Consider the following 19,988-nt stretch of genomic DNA (forward strand, 5'->3'; position numbering starts at 1 on the left):
AAACCAAGCACTGCCTTTAACCCATGAACTACGCTGACTTGTCACATCACGCGAATCAAAAAAATCGTCGCGCCGCGCCGGGCGGGGCGCAGCCTGCTCATTTTCCGCTTGACCCCGAAACCGTCTTTAGAGATGTTCCGTTATTTCCGGCTGTTCCGTCATCTCGTTTTGCTATCAGAAAAGTACAGCTACCGGGTTTAACGAAAGCTGAGCCGATATTCCTTTCCCGTTAGCAGCTTCAAGGTGGTTAATCCTCAGCCGGTTTGATTCCAGCCAAATGCCTACCATTTTCGCTGACTGAATCGAACTGCTGTCCGAAGCGCACTTTGTATTCGCCCGCAAAATCAGGCCGCAACATCGCCAGCGTGGCCTAGCCCGCCGCCCGTGTAAAGCCACTCCCAACGTGCCGCGCCCTGAAATTTCAAGTGGGCTACTTATCTTTGTGAATGACAATGCTGCCGCCCCCAAGCGCCTGCGGGTTGGCACTGTCAAGCTCATCCGAGTCGCCCCGTTTGTTGTCGTAGATGACTCCACCGCTGGCATTGTCCCAAATCTTGATGCGGAACTTATCCACGCCGCCGCCGCCGTTGATCTGCCCGTCAATGGCGGTCAGCATGAACCTATAGTCGCCCGCGCCGTTGACCTTCCCAGAGCCTTTGTATTGCGCTTTAGCCCCGGCCACCACCAGCCACTCGTAGACTGTGCTCTGGAAATTGAAGTTGCCGGCTTTGAATTGGAACTCGGTGTTGCCGGTCGGGACGTTGGCCCCTCGCTCGTACTTGGAGACGAAGCCGAAGTTTGCCCGCCCAGTCAAAGTTGGGTCAGGCCCGTAGGCCCCGGCGGGCGAGTCAATCCAACCGCCGCCCGTGACAAAGCCGCCGTTCGGGTCATAAACGACGACGTATTGGAAGATCGCCTGGCCCACGCCGCCATCATCGTCCGTCACCGTCAGCTTGATTTCATAGACGCCCGCGGCAGTGAAGCTGTGGCTTCCGCTGACCGAGCCAGAGCCATTCGACTCCGTCACCGTGCCCGCTGAGCTTGGGTTGCTAGGATCATCCCAATTCCAAACCGCTGTGTGCGTATCGCGCGTGCCCGGATCGGTGAAGCTCGCGCTGGGATTGAGCGTGGTGTTGACCGGGATCGGGTCTAGGGGCGCAGTGATCGCCCCGACTGTGGGCGCAACGTTGAGCACAGTGAGGATCGCAGCGATAGAGTTCAGGCCGCCGCACGCGCCAGTGACGATGACATCGTAAGCACCAGCGTCGCTTGAGTTGACCGCAGCAATAGTGAAGCTGCTATTGGTTGCTCCGCTGATGGCCACGCCACCTTTGCGCCATTGATAGGACAAAGCAGTGCCGGTGGCGGTTACCGAGAAAGTGGCCGGTTGGCCTTCGTACTTGGTTAAGTTCGCCGGTGGGCTAGTAATTTTCGTGGACGCATTGACGGTCAAGGTTGCAATCCTTGAGGCCAGACTGTTGCACGTACCGCTGACCACTACATCGTAAGAGCCAGCGTCGTTGCTGCTCACCGCCGCAATGGTGAAGCTGTTGTTGGTCGCGCCAGGAATGTTGCCGCCATTCTTGCGCCACTGATAGCTCAGCCCTGTGCCAGTAGCGATGACGGAGAAGGTGGCCGATTGACCCTCACATTTCGTCAGACTCGCCGGTTGATTCGTAATCAGCGGCGCAGTATTGACCGCTAAGGTGGCGGCATTGGAAGTAGCACTGCCACAAGCGCCGGTCACTACCACGTCGTAAGAGCCGGCGTCGCCTGCCACGACTGAGGCAAGGTTGAAAGTGCTACTGGTTGCGCCGGAGATGGCCGTTCCATTTTTGCGCCATTGATAAGTCAACCCATTGCCAGTCGCCGCCACCGCGAACGTCGCTGCTTGGGTTTCGCACTTGGTCAAGCTGACCGGTTGGCTCGTAATCACGGGCGCATTGCTGCCGAAACTAACTGCGACAGTGAAGAAACCGCTGTTATCACTGAAACGAGTGTCATTGATGCCAAGCGACAATTGATTGGCGCCGGTTGGAACGGTGAGTGTCTTTGGCCCGTTCCCGATGGGAAACGGATAGCCCACAATCACTCCGTTATTGGTAAAGGCGCCGACCAGCGCCAGCGCCAACAAGTCAGGTCTGGGATTCATAAAGAAAGCGGGGAAGCAACCGAAATTCTCACAGTTATTCCTCACGTAGCCCGGCAAGCCGTTCGCATCGTTAAACGGATAACCTGCCCCAGCCTGCACCGTGCCACTGAGATAGGTAATCGTGAGCGTACTGCCCGGCGTAAAGTCTGCGCCGTTCGCAGCGTCAATCACGACGGGCGGAGTATTGTCGTGCGTGCCGTAATCAAAGGTGGGATTCAGGCCTTGTAGCCACGGGCCTGTGGTGCTCAGTATTGGCACTGTCGCCGTTGCTCCAACCTCGACCGCACCGATGTCGGAGGCCGCACCCAGTGGCCGGTTGACACCGCGCTGATCGGTTGTGACCGGAACGCCGGTAACGTCCGTGCTATCGGCAACCGGCACTGCGTTGATTGCCGGGCTGTTGCAGAGCGGCATGTGCGTCGGCGTTGGTCCGCCATTATTCGTGAGCGGGCCAAGCAATGGATTGGCAATAACCATGTCGCCCGGGCCAGTGAGCCCGCAACTGCTGTCGCCCGCTATATTATGACCACCCGATATGGGTGTGACGGCATAACAGGCTGAGGTAGGGCCGAAGGCTCGTGTCGGGCTGGCCAGGATGCTGTTCTTCACAATAACGTCGCCAGGAATTCCGGATTCCACTCCGATGGCGTAACCTGGGCCATAAGGCTGACCTGCGGCATTTATACCTTGGGCATTTTGGTTCTCGAAAATGGTGCTGAAGGCAATGTACGCCTGGGCAACGTCATCAGAGCAAGGACTGCTTAGCAAGATGCCGCCCCCGACCCTGCCCGTTGTGTTATAGCTGACCGTGCTATTTAGCAGGGTCAGCTTTCCACAGAAGTTGTTAATACCCCCGCCTCCGTTTTGTGTGATGGTGCTATTTTGAATAACCGCAGCGCCGTGCGTGATGCCCAAGGCTCCCAGGGTGGCACCCGTGAGGGTCATTCCGTTCAGCGTGAGATTTGCGTTGTAGGCGTGATGGTAACCTGAGTTCGAACTGGAGACTGCAACAATCACAAAGTCGGGTGTGCCTGCGCCATTACTGCGTTGAATTGTTGAGCCATTGCCGTTGATCGTGAGTTGGCTTCTGATGTACGGCAGGCCGGCCGGTCCGGGAGCACCAGATTCCCCCAAACCGTAATCGGCGACGGCAGTCAAAGTGTAGGTCCCGTTCGGCGCCAGATTGATCGTCGTCGGGCACCCATTCGTATTGGCGGTGTTGATGGCAGCGATCAGTCCAGCTACGTCTCCGTCTGCGATATTGACAACAGGTCCCGCTGTGATAGTGACCGCCAAGCCCGTACTGTCGGCGTTATAATTGCCATTGGAGCCAATGCCGACGACGAAATCGAGTGTTTCACCTGCAGTGAGATAGCGCGTGAGGTTAAACGGCGCCTGATTGCCGAATCCGTTGATATTCCCATCAAACAACGCAGTGGTTGAATTCTGCCGGATATGTACGTCTGAAGTAGTGTTCCGCGTGTCAAGCCCCTGAAATAAACCAACGGCATTGAACCATCCATTTGATGGCGCAGTCCAGCGAAGGACGCTTAACTTGCCTGAATAACTTGGATGCAGATTCAACATATTTGCAGGCTGAGAAACACCACTTGCATAGTTGAGGGTTATTCCCGTGTGGTTGAAGCTCACGAGCGGGAAGTTGAAATCGCCGGTAGGACCATCAGGACCTTCCCAGGTGTCGAGACCCTGGTAAACGGTTCTTTCTGCTGCGTTGAGCGTGAACGCCCCCCCAAGCGTCGCTTCCCAACCATATGACCAGGAGCCGTTGGGATTCGAAGTAGTTGAAAAACCACCAACGGCGTCATAGGTGGCCACCGCGCACGATGCACTTCCGGCCGTTGCGCTCTGTCGCGGTGTCATGGCGACGATGGACACGATGAAAGCTGCCAACGAGACAGCCCATAGAATTCTTGGTCTAGGCATTGGAAATTCTCCCTATCGAAGAGTGTTGAGCGGACGAGAACGGCTCGAACCGGCAAGCTGGCTCTGCCGCCGCTCTCGCTGTTTCCCTGATTCACCCCCCTTAAGCGAGAATTTCCGCCGAATTGCATCATTCGCGCGAATTTTTTTGTCGAACGCCGGCAATTCTGTTAAAGAGCATCCCCTGAAACGAGCTTGGAAACGCGGCGGCGGCAACAGCGCCTGCCACTCTGACCGACATGGCAGCTTTACCAGACGAGATCACACAACTCTTGCTCAATTGGAACAACGGCGACCAGGCTGCGTTGGCCGAGTTGATTCCGCTCGTGGACGCTGAGTTGCGGCGGCTGGCGCGGCATTACCTGGCGCGCGAGAATTCCGGTCACACCCTGCAAACCTCGGCGCTCATCAACGAGGCCTACATTCGTTTGCTCGATCAGCCGAACATGCCGTGGCAGAATCGGGCGCACTTTTTCGGCGTCGCGGCCCAGGTAATGCGCCACGTTCTGATTGATCATGCGCGCCGGTATTGTTATGCGAAACGCGGCGGCGGGGCGCACAAAGTTCCGCTCGATGAGGTGCTGATCGTGAATGACCAGCGCGCCGAGGAGTTGGTGGCGCTCGACGACGCGCTGCAAACGCTGGCGACGCTCGATCCCCGCAAGAGCCAGATCATCGAATTACGTTTCTTTGGCGGCCTGAGCATCGCGGAAACTGCCGAGGTGTTGAAGCTCGCGCCGATCACCGTGACCCGCGAGTGGCGCGCAGCCAAGGCCTGGCTGCGGCGTGAAATGAATAAGACATGATGCATTTCCTTTGAAATTCTCGCTTAGATCGGTTTGCACTTCGGTGTATGGCAAAAAGCCGCGCCGCGGTACTGTCCCGGCGCAGCGCGCCTACCGTACACGCAAATGAAAACCGATCTAGGGGGATAGGAACGTAGCGTATCCGCGAGGGCGTGAGTCATGACTCCTGAACGTTGGCAACGAGTTGACGAAATCTTCCAGACTGCCATTGAGTTGAAGGCAGAAGAACGCGCGGTTTTCGTCGAGAGCGCCTGCGCTGGCGACGAGCAACTGCGCCGCGAAGTTGACTCGCTCATGGCGGCGGACGAGCAAGGGTTGAACCTCGTTGAGGAGTCTGTGCTACAGGTAGCAGCCGGTTTGCTGGCAACGGGTGAGCCTGAACTAGCAGAAGGCCAGGCCATCGGCCATTACGAGATCGTCGGGCTGATTGGCAGGGGCGGCATGGGGGAGGTTTACCTCGCCACCGACACGCGGCTCAAGCGCCGTGTCGCGCTCAAGTTCTTGCCTGCGGCTTACACCAGCCACCCCGACCGCCTGCGCCGCTTTCAGCAGGAAGCGCAAGCGGCCTCGGCGCTGAATCATCCCAACATCCTGACGATTTATGAACTCGGCAAGGTAAACGAGCAGCAGTTCATTGCAACCGAGTTTGTCGAAGGCGAAACGTTGCGGCAGCGGCTGAAGCGCGCGCCGCTCACCCTGGTTGAAACACTCGAACTCGCCCTCCAAATCGGCAGCGCGCTCAGCGCCGCGCACGCTGCCGGCATCGTCCATCGTGACATCAAGCCGGAAAACATCATGGTGCGCCGCGACGGTTACCTCAAAGTCCTGGACTTCGGCCTCGCCAAGCTCACCGAACAGCACGAGCCTGTGACGCGGGCGCATACTGCCGCGCCAAAGTCCGGGGACGCAAACATCTCCTCCGGTTTGGTACTGGGCACGGTGAAATACATGTCGCCTGAACAGGCGCATGGTCTGCCGGTAGACGCACGCAGTGATATTTTCAGCTTCGGCGTGGTGCTTTACGAGATGCTGACGGGCCGCAAGCCCTTTGACGGTGAAACGACCAGCCACGTCATTGCGGCGCTCCTCGAACATGACCCGGCTGCGGTCTCGACGATTTCACCAGGGATACCGCCAGACCTTGAGCGTGTGGTTACGCGGGCTTTGCAGAAGGACTGCCAAGCGCGCTATCAGACCGCAGCGGAATTGATCGAGGCGTTGAAACAAATCAAGCATCAACTTGGCGCACCGGAACAATCCACAAAGAAGCCAGGCAGCTTACAGGGAGAGGTCGCGACAGCGCCTCAAACCTGGAACGCAGACCTCATTGGCGGAATTCGCCGCCACTTCCGCAGCCTCGCATCCGGCACCTTTGGCTTTGCCGCAGTTGTTGCAGCAGTCTTCTACTTTGCCTCGTCATCTGAATCTGGCAAGCCGATCAACTCCATCGCCATACTGCCGTTTGCTCATGTTAGTTCCGATGCGAATGGAGAGTATGTAGCCAGCGGAATCGCTGATTATTTGACCAACCGCCTCGCGCGCTTACCGGCATTGACCGTGCTTGCGAGCAGCGCGGCAGCGCGCTCCAAAACAAGTAACCCGCTGACCGTCAGTCAGGATGCGCGCGCGCTTGGCAATCAACTGCACGTCGAGGCGGTGGTGGCGGGCCAGGTGACGCTGCAAGACAATCGCCTGCAAATCCGCGTTGAACTGGTTGATGTGCGCGGCAATGGTTCGCGCTGGGCCAGACAGTACGAGCGGGATGCGGCGGACATCCTGAGCACGCAGGACGACCTTGTGCGGGAGCTTTCGGCGCAACTCCGGGCGAACTTAACGCCCAACGAAGCGCGCCAACTCGCCAAGCGTTCGACTGAGAGCCGCGAGGCCTATCAGTCCTATCTCAGAGGCCGCTACCACTGGAACAAGCGAACCGAACCTGAACTCCGCAAAGCGGTCGCCTTCTTTGATGAAGCCAGCGGGCTTGATCCTCAATATGCCCTGGCGTATGCCGGTTTGGCTGACGCTTATCAGGTCTTGGCTTTGCACGGACCGTTGTCGCCGCAAGAGTATTGTCCACGGGCCAAGGCGGCGGCGGAGCAGGCGCTCAAGCTGGATGACACGCTCGCCGAAGCCCATACCGCGTTGGCTTACGTCAAATTCCTTCACGAATGGGATTGGCCGGGCGCTGAGGCTGAATTCAAGCGCGCCATCAAACTCAATCCCAACTACGCCACGGCTCATCAATGGTATGGTGAGTATCTGGGAAATATGGGCCGCCCCTGGGAGGCTTTAAGTGAGCGGGAGCGCGCGCTCAGACTCGATCCGCTTTCGCCCATCATCACGGCAGAGCTAGGCTTTTCCTATCTCGAAGCGCGCCAATATGACCGGGCGGTCGAAGAATATCGCAAAGCGACCGAACTGTACCCGGACTTCGCCCCGGCGCATAGCTTCCTCGCAGGTGCTTACGAAGCAAGTGGCCTTTATGACCAAGCCATAGCCGAAAACCAGAAGGCGATCACTTTGGCGGCTGATGGCTATGACCTCGCTTCGCTAGCACGCATATACGCAGGAGCGGGAAGACGCCTGGACGCGCAAAAGTTATTGGCGGAAATCACGCTGAACATAAAGCACAAATACTACCCAGCGACGCACATCGCCGCAGCGTATGCAGCCCTCGGCGATAAAGACAAAGCGTTCGAATGGCTCGACAAGGCGTATGAACACAGGGACTGGGGCTTAGTCCTGCTCAAGGTTTATCCCATCTTTGATAGCCTTCGCGCTGATCCGCGCTTCGCAGAGTTGTTGCAGCGGATGAATTTTTCTGGCTGACGCGGACAAAGAGTCCGGAAAGTCTGCGCGCTAAGCTTCGGCGGACGGACGTTACATCGCATTCTTCTCAGCACTCATCAACGAAAACGTAAGCGATATTCTTTCCCGGCCTTCAGCTTCAACCTGACCAATCCAGCAAGTGTCGCGACATTGGTTAAACGCTGGCCGCTTTCAGTTACAGCCACAAGCTGCTGTCCACGCGGCAAGCGCACTTTGTATTCGCCCGGCACGTCTGGCCGCAATACCGCCAGCGTTGCTTTACCTGCCGCCCACTGCAAATCCACACCGATGGCGCCGCGCGCGCGCAAGCCTTTGAGCGAACCTGTCGGCCAGGCTTTGGGCAGGGCGGGGAAGAGGTGCAATTCGCCCGCGTGGCTTTGCAACAGCATCTCGGCCATCCCTGCGGTACCGCCAAAATTGCCGTCAATCTGAAAGGGCGGATGATTGTCGAAGAGGTTCGGGTGCGTGGATTTCGCCAGCAACGCCACGATGTTTTCATAAGCCGTATCGCCTTCTTCCAGCCGCGCCCAGAAATTGATGATCCAGGCGCGGCTCCAACCCGTATGGCCGCTGCCCGCCTGCAAACGGCGTTCGAGCGTGGTGCGCGCCGCTTTGGCGAGTTCGGGCGTGCCACGCAGCGTGATCTGATTGCCGGGATGCAATGCGAAAAGTTGTGAGATGTGGCGATGGCCGGGATCGGGTTCGTCATAATCAGCCAGCCATTCCTGCAACTGGCCGTGTTTGCCGATTTGCAGCGGCGGCAATTTGGCGCGCGTGGCGGCGACGCGCTGACGAAACTCGGCATCAATGCCCAGCACTTCGCTGGCTTCGATGACACGGCTGAAGAGGGCGTGCGTGATTTCTGTATCCATCGTCGGCCCCATACACAACTTGCCAATCGCACCGTTGGGCAATTGATAGCGGTTCTCCGGCGAGATCGAAGGCCCGGTGATCAGATGGCCTTTGCCATCATCAACCAGATAATCCAGCAGGAATTCCGCCGCCTCTTTCAGCACCGGATATGCGCGGCGTTGTAAGAAGGCGCGGTCGAGCGTGAAGGCGTAATGCTCCCACAGATGCAAACTCAACCACGCCGCGCCCATCGGCCAGAGGCCCGACCCTACGCCATCAATCGGCACCGCGTGGCCCCAACCGTCGGTGTTGTGATGCAACACGAAGCCGCGCGCGCCATAGAGTTCGTGCGCCACGCGCCGCCCGTCTTCGCGCGCCTTGTCCAACAGATCGAACAGCGGCTCGTGCAATTCGGAAAGATTGCAGACTTCGGCGGGCCAGTAATTCATTTCGGTGTTGATGTTGATCGTATATTTGCTGTCCCACGACGGCGCGAGTTGCTCGTTCCAGATGCCCTGCAACGTGGCGGGCAGCGTGCCGGGGCGGCTGCTCGCCATCAGTAGGTAGCGGCCAAATTGAAAGTACAACGCAACCAGCGCCAAGTCGGTCTGGCCCGCCTGCACACGCGCTAGTCTTTCATCCGTAGGAAGGGCGTCCGTCGGCAAATCCGGCACAGGCGCATCCAGCGTGAATTCCATACGGCGGAACAAACGTTGATGGTCGCGGATGTGCGCGGCGCGCAATTGTGCGAAAGGCTTTTGCGCGGCGGCCAAATCTTTCTCACAACGCGCCAGCGGGTCGGCGTGGCGGTAATTGGTCGCGGCGGCTAGCAACAGCGTCACGGCGTCGGCATTCTCGACGATGACTTCAGTATCTTCGACGCGCGTGCGTCCGCCGGTGGCTTGCACGTGCAGCACGGCGCAATACTTGACGCCGACGGGGCGCTCCCCTTGATGGCGTTCGTCACGCACGATGGCCTCGCCTTCCAATATCACCTGGCCGGGCACGACGCGATTGGGCGCGACGGTGCGCGTGCGGCTGTCGCTTTCGCGCGTGAGTGTGGCCTTGAATGAAAGTCGTTTGGGTTGATCGCAGGTCAGCCGCACGACGATGACTTGATCTACCGCCGTGCTGAAAACCTCGCGGGTGAAATGCGCGCCGCCGCTCGCGTAAGTGATGCGCGCGCTGCCGCTGTCCAAATCGAGTTCGCGCCGGTAATCGCTGAACTGCTCTTGCCCGCTAAACCGCAAGGTCAGATCGCCCAGCGTTTGATAGGGCGGCATACGTTTGGGCACGGCGATGAGCGTGCGTTCGGCCAGTTGCTCGGCTTCGCGCAATTGCCCGGCAAAAAGCAGGCGGCGCACTTCGGCCAGATTTTGGTTGGCGGCGGGATTGTTGCGGTCGCGCTTTTCGCCCGCCCAGACGCTGTCTTCATTGAGTTGAATGCGCTCGACTGGCGCGCCACCAAAGACCATCGCGCCCAAACGGCCATTGCCGAGCGGCAAGGCTTCGACCCATTGCAGAGCGGGTTGGCGGTACCAGAGCAGGTTGGGGGAATTGGGCGGCACAGGCGTATTGGCCGGGACGAATTCAGCCAATGCCGTGGAGGCCGCGCCGAGGCCGAGCAGCTTGAGCGTAGTGCGGCGTGAAAGGTGGCGATGTTTCATAGAGTTCCTGTGTGATGGATTTTTGAGCGTGAACGGGCGATATGCTAACCGAATTGGCGGAGAACGAATAGCGCGCCAGCCCTGGGTACGCACCGCTGCCAGCGTGCGGGCTTGGCACTAGACGGAATAAGGCCGAAGGGGTTTCCTTTCAGCCTCAGTTAGTCTTACGCCACACCTGCACGCTGGCAGCGGTGCGTACCCAGGGCTGCCTTTACTGCCCCCACCCCACATGGATAATGGATGCCGCATTTCCAACCACACAAAGAGATTCACGAATGAGCAATCAAGCGGATGTTCTGATCATTGGCGGCGGCCATAACGGTTTGGTCACGGCGGGTTACCTGGCGCGCGCTGGGTTGCGCGTCACCATGCTCGAACAGCGCGCGGTTGTCGGCGGCGCAAGCGTGACCGAAGAACCCTGGCCGGGCTTTAAGGTCTCGACACTGTCCTATCTGTGTTCGCTGCTGCAACCGCGCATCATCAACGATCTGGAGTTGGCGAAATACGGCTATCACATCTACCCCAAAGACCCGTCGTTTTTTACGGCCTATCCCGATGGGCGGCACATCTTCTTTTATCAAAGCATGGCCAAGACGGTCGCCGAAATTGCCAAGTTTTCCAAACACGATGCCGAGGTCTATCCGCAATATGAGGAAGAGTTGGCGCAGTTGGCCGAGTGGGTCGAATCGTTGTTGCTCGAAACGCCGCCGAACATCGTGCGGCGCAAGTTGGGCGATTTGCTGCAAATGGGCAAGCTGGGGTTGAACACTTTGAAGCTGGGTGATGCCGGATTGGTGCGCATGGTCAAAGTGATGACCCAGAGCGCCAAAGAATTTTTGCAAGAACGCTTCGAGTCCGAAGAGATCAAGACAACGCTGGCGACTGATGGCGTGATCGGCACGAATGGCGGGCCTTCGACGCCGGGGACGGCTTACATCCTGTTGCATCACGTGATGGGCGGGGCGGCGGGTGCGCGCGGCCTGTGGGGTTTTGTGCGCGGCGGGATGGGCGCGATCAGTCTGGCGTTGGCGCAATCGGCCCAAGCCAAAGGCGCGGTGATTCGCACCAATGCGGGCGTTGAACGGATTCTGATCAAGGACGGCAAAGCCTACGGCGCGGTGCTGGCGAATGGCGAAGAGTTCACCGCCAAAGTCGTGGTGTCGAACGCCGAGCCGAAACGCACCTTTTTGCAGATGGTGGAAGCGAAGCATCTCGAAGACGATTTCCGCCAGAGCATCGAGCATTTTCGCTGCGAAGGCTCGGTGGTGAAAATCAATCTGGCGCTCGACGGTTTGCCCAACTTCACGGCCTTCCCGAATAAGTCTGACAAAGAGGTCAATCTGCCGCATCGCACGACGATGCACGTTTGTCCGACGATGGATTACGTAGACCGCGCTTGGGAAGACGCTTTGCAAGGTCGGCTCTCGACGCGCCCGATGCTGGAATGCACGATCCCGTCGGTCTATGACGATTCGCTGGCGCCGCCGGGCCGGCACGTGATGAACATCTTTGCGCAATACGCGCCGTACAAATTGAAAGAGGGCGAGTGGACGCAGGCGTTGAAAGACGCATTCGCCGACCGCTGTCTGGATGCCTTTGCCGAATACGCGCCGAACATCAAAGACATCATTTTGCACCGGCAGGTGATCTCGCCGCTCGATATGGAACAGGAATACGGTCTGACCGGCGGCAATATCTTCCACGGCGACATGAATCTGGATCAGTTGTTCTTTTTGCGTCCGGTGGCGGGTTGGGCGAACTATCGCACACCGATTCGCGGTCTGTATTTATGCGGCGCTGGCACGCATCCGGGCGGCGGCGTGATGGGTGCGCCGGGTTTCAACGCGGCGCGTGAGATTTTGAAAGACCTGAAATGAAGACGATTCTTTTGCTGCTTGCTTCCAACGTCTTTATGACGTTCGCTTGGTACGGTCATCTGCGGTTCAGGGGGATGGCGTTGTGGAAGGCGATCCTCATCAGTTGGCTGATTGCTTTGCCGGAGTACGGCTTGCAAGTGCCTGGCAACCGCTTCGGCTATGGGCAATTCACGGCGGCGCAATTGAAGATGATGCAGGAAGTCATCACGCTGACGGTCTTTTGTGTGTTCTCGGTGTTGTATTTGAAAGAGCCGCTCAAATGGAACTACCTCGTCGGCTTCGCCATGATTCTGGGCGCGGTCTTTTTTGTTTTCAAAGAATGGTAACAACAAATGGTACCAACAGGGGGAACTGAGATGGATGCTGCAACGATTGGGTTCGTAGTTTTGGCGGTGATCGTGTTGTTGATTGTGGCGCGCGTGGTCTATCGCCTGCTGCTGGGCGAATCCATGACCGAAGCCCTGATTGACCGCGACAACCGGGCGGCGGCGATTGCGTTGGGCGGCTTTTTGCTCGGCGTGATCCAGGTCATCATTCCGGTGTTGAGCGCGCCGAGCCATGCGTTTTGGAACGATGTGACCAGCGTCGCCAGTTACGGCGTCGGCGGTATCGTCGCGATGAGCGTGACAGCATTGATTTTTGAGCAATACAGCAAATGGACGGGCGTCGCCTTGAACGAACAGATTCGCGCGGGCAACGTCGCCGCCGGAATTTGTGCGGCGGGCATGTACCTGGCCGCCAGCGAAATCGTCGCCGGCGTCTTGACCGGCGATGGCGGTAACCTGGCTGTCACAGTCGTTTTTTGGTTAGCGGGAACCGTAGCCTTGTTGGTGCTGACGCATCTGTTCCGGCAACTGACGGCGTATGACGACGCCGATCTGATTAACGCGGGCAACATTGCGGCGGCCTGTGGTTACGCGGGTTTGGTGGTCGCCATTGGAATGATGACGGGGTATGCGGTCTCGGGTACGTTTGTCAGCTATGCCAGCGCCTTCACGGATTTCGGCAAAATGTTGTTAGTGGTGCTGGTGCTCTATCCGGTGCGGCAGATCATCGTGCAGATGCTGTTTCTGGGCGGCGGCTTCAGCTTGCGCAACGGGCGGCTCGACAGCGAGATTGCGACGGACGGCAACGTCGGCGCGGGATTGTTGGAGGCCGTCGGTTATTTCGCGGCGGCCCTGGTGGTCACGCGGCTTTTTTGAAAACAGTACCGCGCGCGTGAGCAAGCGGTGCGTCAAGTTAGGCCTGGTGGCACAAATTGAACACGGAAACACAAGCTGGGACGGTACCGCGCGCGTGAGCAAGCGGCGCGTCGAGTTAAGCCTGTTGGCACAAATGCCCAAACACCGCTTGCTGACGCGCGCGGTACCGTCCCAGCCTGACCGTCTCATTGCACACGCAAACCAATGCGGCGGCGCTATTCGACCACGCGATAAACCTTGCCTTGCCAAACCACCGTGACGCGCTGGCCCAGCGCGAAGAAATCGGCCAGCTTCGGCGTTTGGTTGATGAGCTTGAAATACTCGTCGCTGGCGAATTTCAAACTGACTTCAGGCAGCTTGGCGTCGGCCTTGAATTCGCTGTCCGTCCAGACGCCGTCGCGCAGATAAAACGTCTTGCCTGCGACTTGGCGCATGGCGTCATTGGCGGACGGATTCGTCAGCACGACTTCAGACCGTTCCATCTCAGCCTTTTGTTTGCTGGCTTTGACGGCGGCCTCGCCTGAGGTCGCACCCATCGGAGCGGCAGGTGCGATGGTCACAGCCTCGGTCATGACCCGGCCTCCGCTCCCCGCATCTGCGCGATTCGCACGGCGCGGACTCGGCGGCGGCATCGGCATACGCTCACTGACTTGCATTCCAGGCTCCAACACCAACGCTGATGTATAGGGCGTCACGATGCCGTAACGCGTGCCCAACGCGACAATCTCATCGCGCAATTCCTTATTCTCGCCGTTAAGCCGAATCTGATCGAGCAAATGACCGACGCGCCGCATGGCCCACAGATGCGCCAGGAATTCGTGGTCGCGCTCGGTTTCGGGGAACTTCAAATCGTCGTAAACGAAACGCCGTTCGCGCCCCGCCACCTTGCCCGTCAGCGTTAATTTGAAATCCGCCTTGGGCCGATAGCGCCCGACCAGCACCTGTTGCGCGCCGTGGAAGAGATCGGGCAGCGCGCGCGGATAGAGCAATTCGGTTTCGCTGCCGCCCCAATCCAGTTTCAGATCGCTCAGCACCGGGTAATTCACTTTCGAGAAAAAGCTCGACACCTTGAGTTCGATGTCTTCCTTAGGTTCGATGTAAGTGACCGCGCCGCGCCCTTCGCCCGCCAGCCCGTCCAACAGCAGCGTGTTGATGTCGTAGCCCACCCCAAACGTAAACAGCCGCGCGTTGCTGCGATTGGCCTCTTTGGCATTGCTCATGATCTTGCTGGCGCTGGTCGTGCCCACGGTCGGCTGACCGTCGGTCAACAGCACAACCATTTGCGGACGTTCGCTGGCGGGCAATTGTTTGAACGCCGCCAGCAGCGCGTCGTTGATGTTCGTGCCGCCGGTGGCTTTGAGACGCTCGATGAATTCGAGCGCCTGTTTTTTGCCGTTGGCATCGGCGTTGAGCAGGCGTTCGCTCAGCAAATGCTCTTCGCCCGCGAAAGAGACGATGTTGAAACGGTCGCGTGCATTCAGCGCATTGACGCCGAAGCACAACGCTGCCCGCGCCTTTTCCAGCTTCCCGTCATCCGCCATCGAACCCGACGTGTCGAGCACAAAGACGACCTCTTTGGCCGCGACGGCTTTCTCATCCAGTTCGGCCTTGGGCGCGAGCAGCAGCATGAAATAGCCCTCCTTGCCCGGTTCGCGGTAGGTCAGCAGCGACGCGCCGAATTCCTGTTCGGACAACGTATAAAACAGTTGCAGGTCGGGTTGCCCGCTGGTGGCGCGCGTCTCGAACGTGATGCGCGCGCGCCGTTCGCCGTCGCGTTTGACTTCGATCTCGTGCGAAGGCGAGTAAATGCCTTTGAGCGCGATGCGCGAGACGATTTCGATTTCGCCCGCAACGACACCAACGTTCGGACGCGGCTGCGGCATCCGCGTTGAATCCTGCTCGCCGTCTTCTTGCATACGGCGAATCGGCGGCATTGGGCGCGGGATGGGACGCGGCCCTGGCAGCGGGCGCGGCACATCATTGATGAATCCGTTCGCGCGCCAGCCCGTGCCGAGCGGATAGCGATAGCCCACCGTGCCCGCGTCACCGGTCAGCACCTGGCTATAGGTCAATTCGATTTTCTTTTCGCTGTGCGGCCCGATGGGGAAGACGCTGGCCTGAAACAGATTCTTGCCCGCATATTCGAGCAAGGCCGGATCGCGGCGTGTGCGCACGATGTTGTCATAAATGCGCCGGGCTTCTTCACGTGCGCGGAATTCGCCGACGAGCCGTTTGTCGCCATCCCACATCGCAAACTCACTGATCGAAACGCCGTCGGGCAGCGGGAAGAAATAGGTGCCCTCCAACGTGTAAGGCGACTCGTTGACGAAGACCTGTTCGACGTGCGTGACGGCGGCCTGATCGGTGATTTTGGTTTTGAGGTGAATGCTGCGGACGCGCAACGGCTGCTGCCATTCGGGCGGCGCGCAACGCGGCCCCGGCACGTCGCACGGGCGCGGCAGGATGATGCCTTGGGCTTGAATAAGAGTTGCGACACAAAACAGTAAAGCCAGCGTGCCGAGCCACTGTGCCAATGTGCGTGATGCTTTCATAACTGCCTCCATTAAGAATCAAAGCCGAGCGGGCCAATCGGGGTTGTTGTGAGAACGGCAACCGCGGGTGGTCTTGCAGTCTGGATACGCAGCGCTTCCGGCGTGCGGGCGTGGCAGCGGGCGGCAGAATGCCGAAGGGATTCCTTTTAGCCGCAGTCGGTCTGCCGCCAAGCCTGCACGCTGGAAGCGCTGCGTATCCAAGTTGCGATCTCTCCAGGGCTTTTGCAAAGTCGCTAGCGAGAGCGCGCGAATGGTTCGACCGATTCCTGATTCCCGGTTCCTGATTCCCGACAAATGGAAAATCAGCCGGTATTTTCAGTTTGTCAGGAATCAGGAACCGGGAATCAGGAATCGGTCAAAGGTCTTGGGCGGATGTTTTGAGGACTTTGCAAAAGCCCTGGTGCCCTCGCTTCCAATGTGCCTGCGGATTTGCAGAATCAATGCGAGTGCGCATAATACGCCGCATCGAGTTTCTTATGCTGCGTTTCAACCCAAACATCCTGTCGCGTGTGCGCGCTTTATTCTTATTGCTGATGCTGGTCAGCGGCTGGGGCGCCGTGCCGCTGGCGCTGGTCATGCCGGAGCCGGTCACGTGCGGGATGATCTGTTGCGAAGACGCCGGGGTTTGTTATTGCACTCATCCGCACCACGCGGCCCCAAGTTCCGAAACGCAAATCAGCCGCAGCAGCCGTGATTGCGTCGAACGCTGTGCCAGCGTCGCGCCCGTCTCCATTAAGTTTTCCGCCGCGCGTCCAGGCTCGCCGCTCTTGCAGCTTTTGACTGGCGGCCTCACGCCGTTGCCTGAAAGCGACGCGCCTACCATCCAAACCCGCCTGCTCACTTGTGACCGCGCGCCACGCGCGCCGCCGGTTCATGGTTCAGTCTGACAATCCGCCTCAATTGCAATGACGCGCAACCCTGCGCTGCCTGTGTGGGCAGCGGCGCCAGTCCATGGTCTTTACGCTTTGCCACCATTGCGTGAGTTCGTGGCTGACGTGTCATGCCTGCGCGATTGCAAATCCTGATTCAGTCTATTGACAGCACCCGCGCCGCCCGGTTCGCCCCAGGCCCGCGCCTGCCTGTCAGTTGCAGCTACCGTGGAGAAACCATGAACCAAATCAATTACCGTCGTTTGCAATGGCGAGCCGGTGCTCGCTCGCTCCTTGTCTTTTGCCTGCTGAACTGTTGGTGCGGCCTGAGCCAGGCGCAGCAATCCATCACCTCCGCCACGCTCAGTGGCCGGGTCGAAGACGCCAATGGCGCGGCCCTCGGCGGCGCGACCGTCGTGGCGGTCAAGCTCGATCAAAACCAAACCACGACTGCCGCCAGCGATGCGCAGGGGCGCTTTCGCTTTCTCTATCTGCCGGTCGGGCGTTATGAGATCAAAGTCGAGAGCAAGGGGTTCGCGCCGTTCACCCAACAATTGACGCTGACGGTCGGGCAAACGCTGGATTTGCCGCTCAGACTTGCGGTCGCCGGGGTGACGGCCAAGGTCGAAGTCAGAACCGAACCGCCCATCGTCGAAACCGTGCGCACGCAATTGGCCGAAACGGTGCGGCCCGCTGAGATTGATAACCTGCCGCTCAATGGCCGCAATTACCTTGATCTGGCGGCGCTCACCCCCGGCGTCACGCGCGCCAATCCGGTCGCCAATCAGCGTTTTGCCGAAACCTCCGCCGTGCCCGGCACGCAGCTCAACATCGCCGGGCAACGCAACATCAATAACGGTTTCGTGATTGATGGCCTCTCCGCCAACGATGATGCCGCCGATTTGCCCGGCACGTTTTTCAGCCAGGAGGTCATCAGCGAATTTCAGGTCATCACGTCGGGCGGTATTGCCGAATACGGGCGCGCTTCTGCCGGCATCATCAACGTCGCGACGCAATCCGGCACGAATGATTGGCGCGGGCGGGCGTATGGCTTTTTGCGCAACAAACGCACCGATGCGCGCAATCCGCTGTCCATCACGCCCGCTCCGAATAAGCCGGGGCAATTGCTGAAAGACCCGCTGACCCAGGCGCAATACGGCTTGAGCGTGGGCGGGCCGCTCAAACGCGACCGCACTTTCCTCTTCGGCAATTTCGAGCAGACCAATTTGCACAACGCCGTCGTGCTGACGATCCTGCCCGCGAACGTGACGGCGATTAACAACGTGCTCGATCAAATCCGCTACGCCGGGCCGCGCGTTTCGACGGGCCTCGCGCCCACTGGCTATTACACGACCAACTTTCTGCTGCGCGGCGATCATCGCCTCAACGCAGCGAATTTGCTGACGGCGCGCTACAGCTTTTACGACATCGAGAGTTTGAATGCGGGCGGCGTCGGCGGCTTGAATGCCGTCAGCCGGGGCACGGCGCTTGCCAACCGCGACCAAACGCTGGCTGTCAGCGAAGTGGCCTGGCTCAACGATCACATGGCCAACGAGGCGCGCTTCCAATTCACGCGCAGCCGTCTGGCCGCGCCCGCGAACGATCTGACTGGCCCAGCCATCACGATTTCCGGCGTGGCGAATCTGGGCACTTCGACTTCATCGCCGACCGGACGCGACCTCGATCTATACGAATTCGTGGACAACCTCACCGTGCAGCGCGGCGCGCATTCGTTCAAATTCGGCGCTGACGTTCTTTACAACCGCGTCAACATCACCTTCCCCGGCGCGCTACAAGGCGTTTATACCTTTCAATCGCTGGCGACGTTTCAGACTGGCCGCTACACGACGTTTCAACAAGCCTTTGGCGCGCCGAGCCTGTTCCAATCGAATCCAAACCTCGGCGTGTTTGCGCAAGATGAATGGCGCGTGCGTCCGGGGCTGACGATAAACGCCGGGCTGCGGTATGACCTACAGTTTCTGCCTGATCCGATCAAGACCGACACCGGCAACATCGCGCCGCGCCTGGGCCTTGCCTGGTCGCCCGGTGATCGCAAGACCGTCATCCGCGCCAGCTACGGGCTATATTACGAACGCCTCCCGCTGCGCGCGACTTCCAACGCGTTGCAACGCGACGGCACGAAATACAAAGTCGCGCAATTCTCGTTCGGGCAAGCAGGCGCGCCCGTTTTTCCAAACGTCGCGACGGCCTTTCCAACCGGCTTTCTGCCCAGCATCACGACGATTGACCCGCAGATTGAGAACGCCTATACGCAACAGGCTAGCTTGCAGCTTGAACGCGAGTTGACGGCGAATACCTCACTGGCGGTCGGCTATCTGCACACGCGCGCGTTGCACATCATCCTGTCGCGCAACGCGAATGTGCCGACACTGACAGCGGCACAGGCGGCGGCGCAGGGCGTGGCGAATCTGGGCCGCCCGAATCCGAACTTCGGCAACATCAGCCGCTATGAAAGCTCAGGCAATTCCGATTACAACGGGCTGACGGTTTCGCTGAATCGGCGCTTCCAGAAATGGGTTGGGGGGCGGTTGTCGTATACGTTCTCGAAAGCCATAGACAACACGGGCACGGCGTTCTTCTTCACCCCGCAGGACAATTTCAATCTGCGCGACGATCGCGGGCGCAGCGACAACGACCAGCGGCACGTGTTGGCCGTGAGCGGCACATTGGCCGTGCCGGGCAAGGGTGGCGACAGCGTCTGGCGACGTGTCGTCGCGGGCTTTCAGTTAAGCCCGATCTTCCGCTACGGCTCGGCGCTGCCCTTCAACATCGTGACTGGCGGAGATCGTAACAACGACACGAACACGAACGACCGCCCGCTGGGCGTCGGGCGCAACACCGGCAAAGGTTTCGATTTCGCCTCGTTCGATCTGCGCTTGAGCCGCCGCCTGAAATTCACCGAGCGGTTGGGCCTGGAAGTGATCGCGGAAGGTTTCAATCTGTTCAACCGCGCCAATTTCCAATTGCCGAACGGGACGATTGGGACGGGCGCCACGCCGAATGCGACGTTCGGGCAGCCGACCAGCGCGGCTGATCCGCGCCAGATTCAGTTCGGACTGCGGCTTTCGTTCTAGTACTCCATCAAGCTGTAAGTGATGGATGCTGAGAGCGCATCCGGGATGTAGGGCGGGATTAAATCCCGCCCTACATCCCTCATTTTCAGCTTGATGGAGTACTAGAGCGGTTTGCAGTTGCGTTTACGGGAGTCAGTTGACGTGGG

The 19,988-nt window shown here is 59.1% G+C and carries 10 protein-coding genes; 7 read left to right on the forward strand and 3 right to left on the reverse strand.

From position 1 onward, the window contains the following. Positions 1–430: 430 nt before the first annotated feature. The gene (locus tag HY011_36375) at positions 431–4,048 is read right to left on the reverse strand and encodes a hypothetical protein (GenBank protein ID MBI3428429.1); all 3,618 of its coding nucleotides are present in this window, start codon (positions 4,046–4,048) and stop codon (positions 431–433) included. A gap of 284 nt (positions 4,049–4,332) precedes the next feature. Here HY011_36375 and HY011_36380 point away from each other — a divergent pair, with 284 nt between their 5' ends. Beyond that, entirely contained in the window at positions 4,333–4,899 is a 567-nt protein-coding gene (locus tag HY011_36380) for a sigma-70 family RNA polymerase sigma factor (protein MBI3428430.1), read from the forward strand. 159 nt (positions 4,900–5,058) lie between these two features. Next, positions 5,059–7,728, forward strand: a complete 2,670-nt coding sequence (locus HY011_36385) for a protein kinase (GenBank protein ID MBI3428431.1) — start codon at positions 5,059–5,061, stop codon at positions 7,726–7,728. 77 nt (positions 7,729–7,805) lie between these two features. Here HY011_36385 and HY011_36390 read toward each other — a convergent pair whose 3' ends face one another. Next, on the reverse strand, positions 7,806–10,247 hold the full coding sequence (locus HY011_36390; protein ID MBI3428432.1) for a glycoside hydrolase family 95 protein: 2,442 nt from the start codon (positions 10,245–10,247) through the stop codon (positions 7,806–7,808). A 275-nt stretch (positions 10,248–10,522) separates the two neighbouring features. Between HY011_36390 and HY011_36395 the strand changes: the two genes are divergently transcribed. From HY011_36395 to HY011_36405, 3 genes are read left to right on the forward strand one after another with little or no spacing between them, the layout of a single operon-like run. Then, positions 10,523–12,124, forward strand: a complete 1,602-nt coding sequence (locus tag HY011_36395) for an NAD(P)/FAD-dependent oxidoreductase (protein ID MBI3428433.1) — start codon at positions 10,523–10,525, stop codon at positions 12,122–12,124. Continuing rightward, the gene (locus HY011_36400) at positions 12,121–12,450 is read left to right on the forward strand and encodes a DMT family protein (protein MBI3428434.1); all 330 of its coding nucleotides are present in this window, start codon (positions 12,121–12,123) and stop codon (positions 12,448–12,450) included. Before HY011_36395 ends, HY011_36400 begins: the two co-directional genes overlap by 4 nt. Positions 12,451–12,480: 30 nt before the next feature. Continuing rightward, positions 12,481–13,326 (forward strand): DUF350 domain-containing protein, encoded by an 846-nt coding sequence (locus HY011_36405; protein MBI3428435.1) that lies wholly within the window; start codon positions 12,481–12,483, stop codon positions 13,324–13,326. A gap of 215 nt (positions 13,327–13,541) precedes the next feature. On the opposite strand, the gene HY011_36410 is transcribed toward HY011_36405, so the two are convergent. After that, positions 13,542–15,878 (reverse strand): VWA domain-containing protein, encoded by a 2,337-nt coding sequence (locus tag HY011_36410; GenBank protein ID MBI3428436.1) that lies wholly within the window; start codon positions 15,876–15,878, stop codon positions 13,542–13,544. A 476-nt stretch (positions 15,879–16,354) separates the two neighbouring features. Between HY011_36410 and HY011_36415 the strand changes: the two genes are divergently transcribed. After that, positions 16,355–16,765 carry a hypothetical protein gene (locus HY011_36415; GenBank protein MBI3428437.1) on the forward strand — a complete coding sequence of 137 codons (411 nt, stop codon included), beginning with the start codon at positions 16,355–16,357 and terminating at the stop codon, positions 16,763–16,765. Between the two features lie 221 nt (positions 16,766–16,986). After that, the gene (locus tag HY011_36420) at positions 16,987–19,842 is read left to right on the forward strand and encodes a TonB-dependent receptor (GenBank protein MBI3428438.1); all 2,856 of its coding nucleotides are present in this window, start codon (positions 16,987–16,989) and stop codon (positions 19,840–19,842) included. Positions 19,843–19,988: the final 146 nt, after the last annotated feature.

It is taken from the genome of Acidobacteriota bacterium, assembly GCA_016196035.1.
GTDB lineage: Bacteria > Acidobacteriota > Blastocatellia > RBC074 > RBC074 > JACPYM01.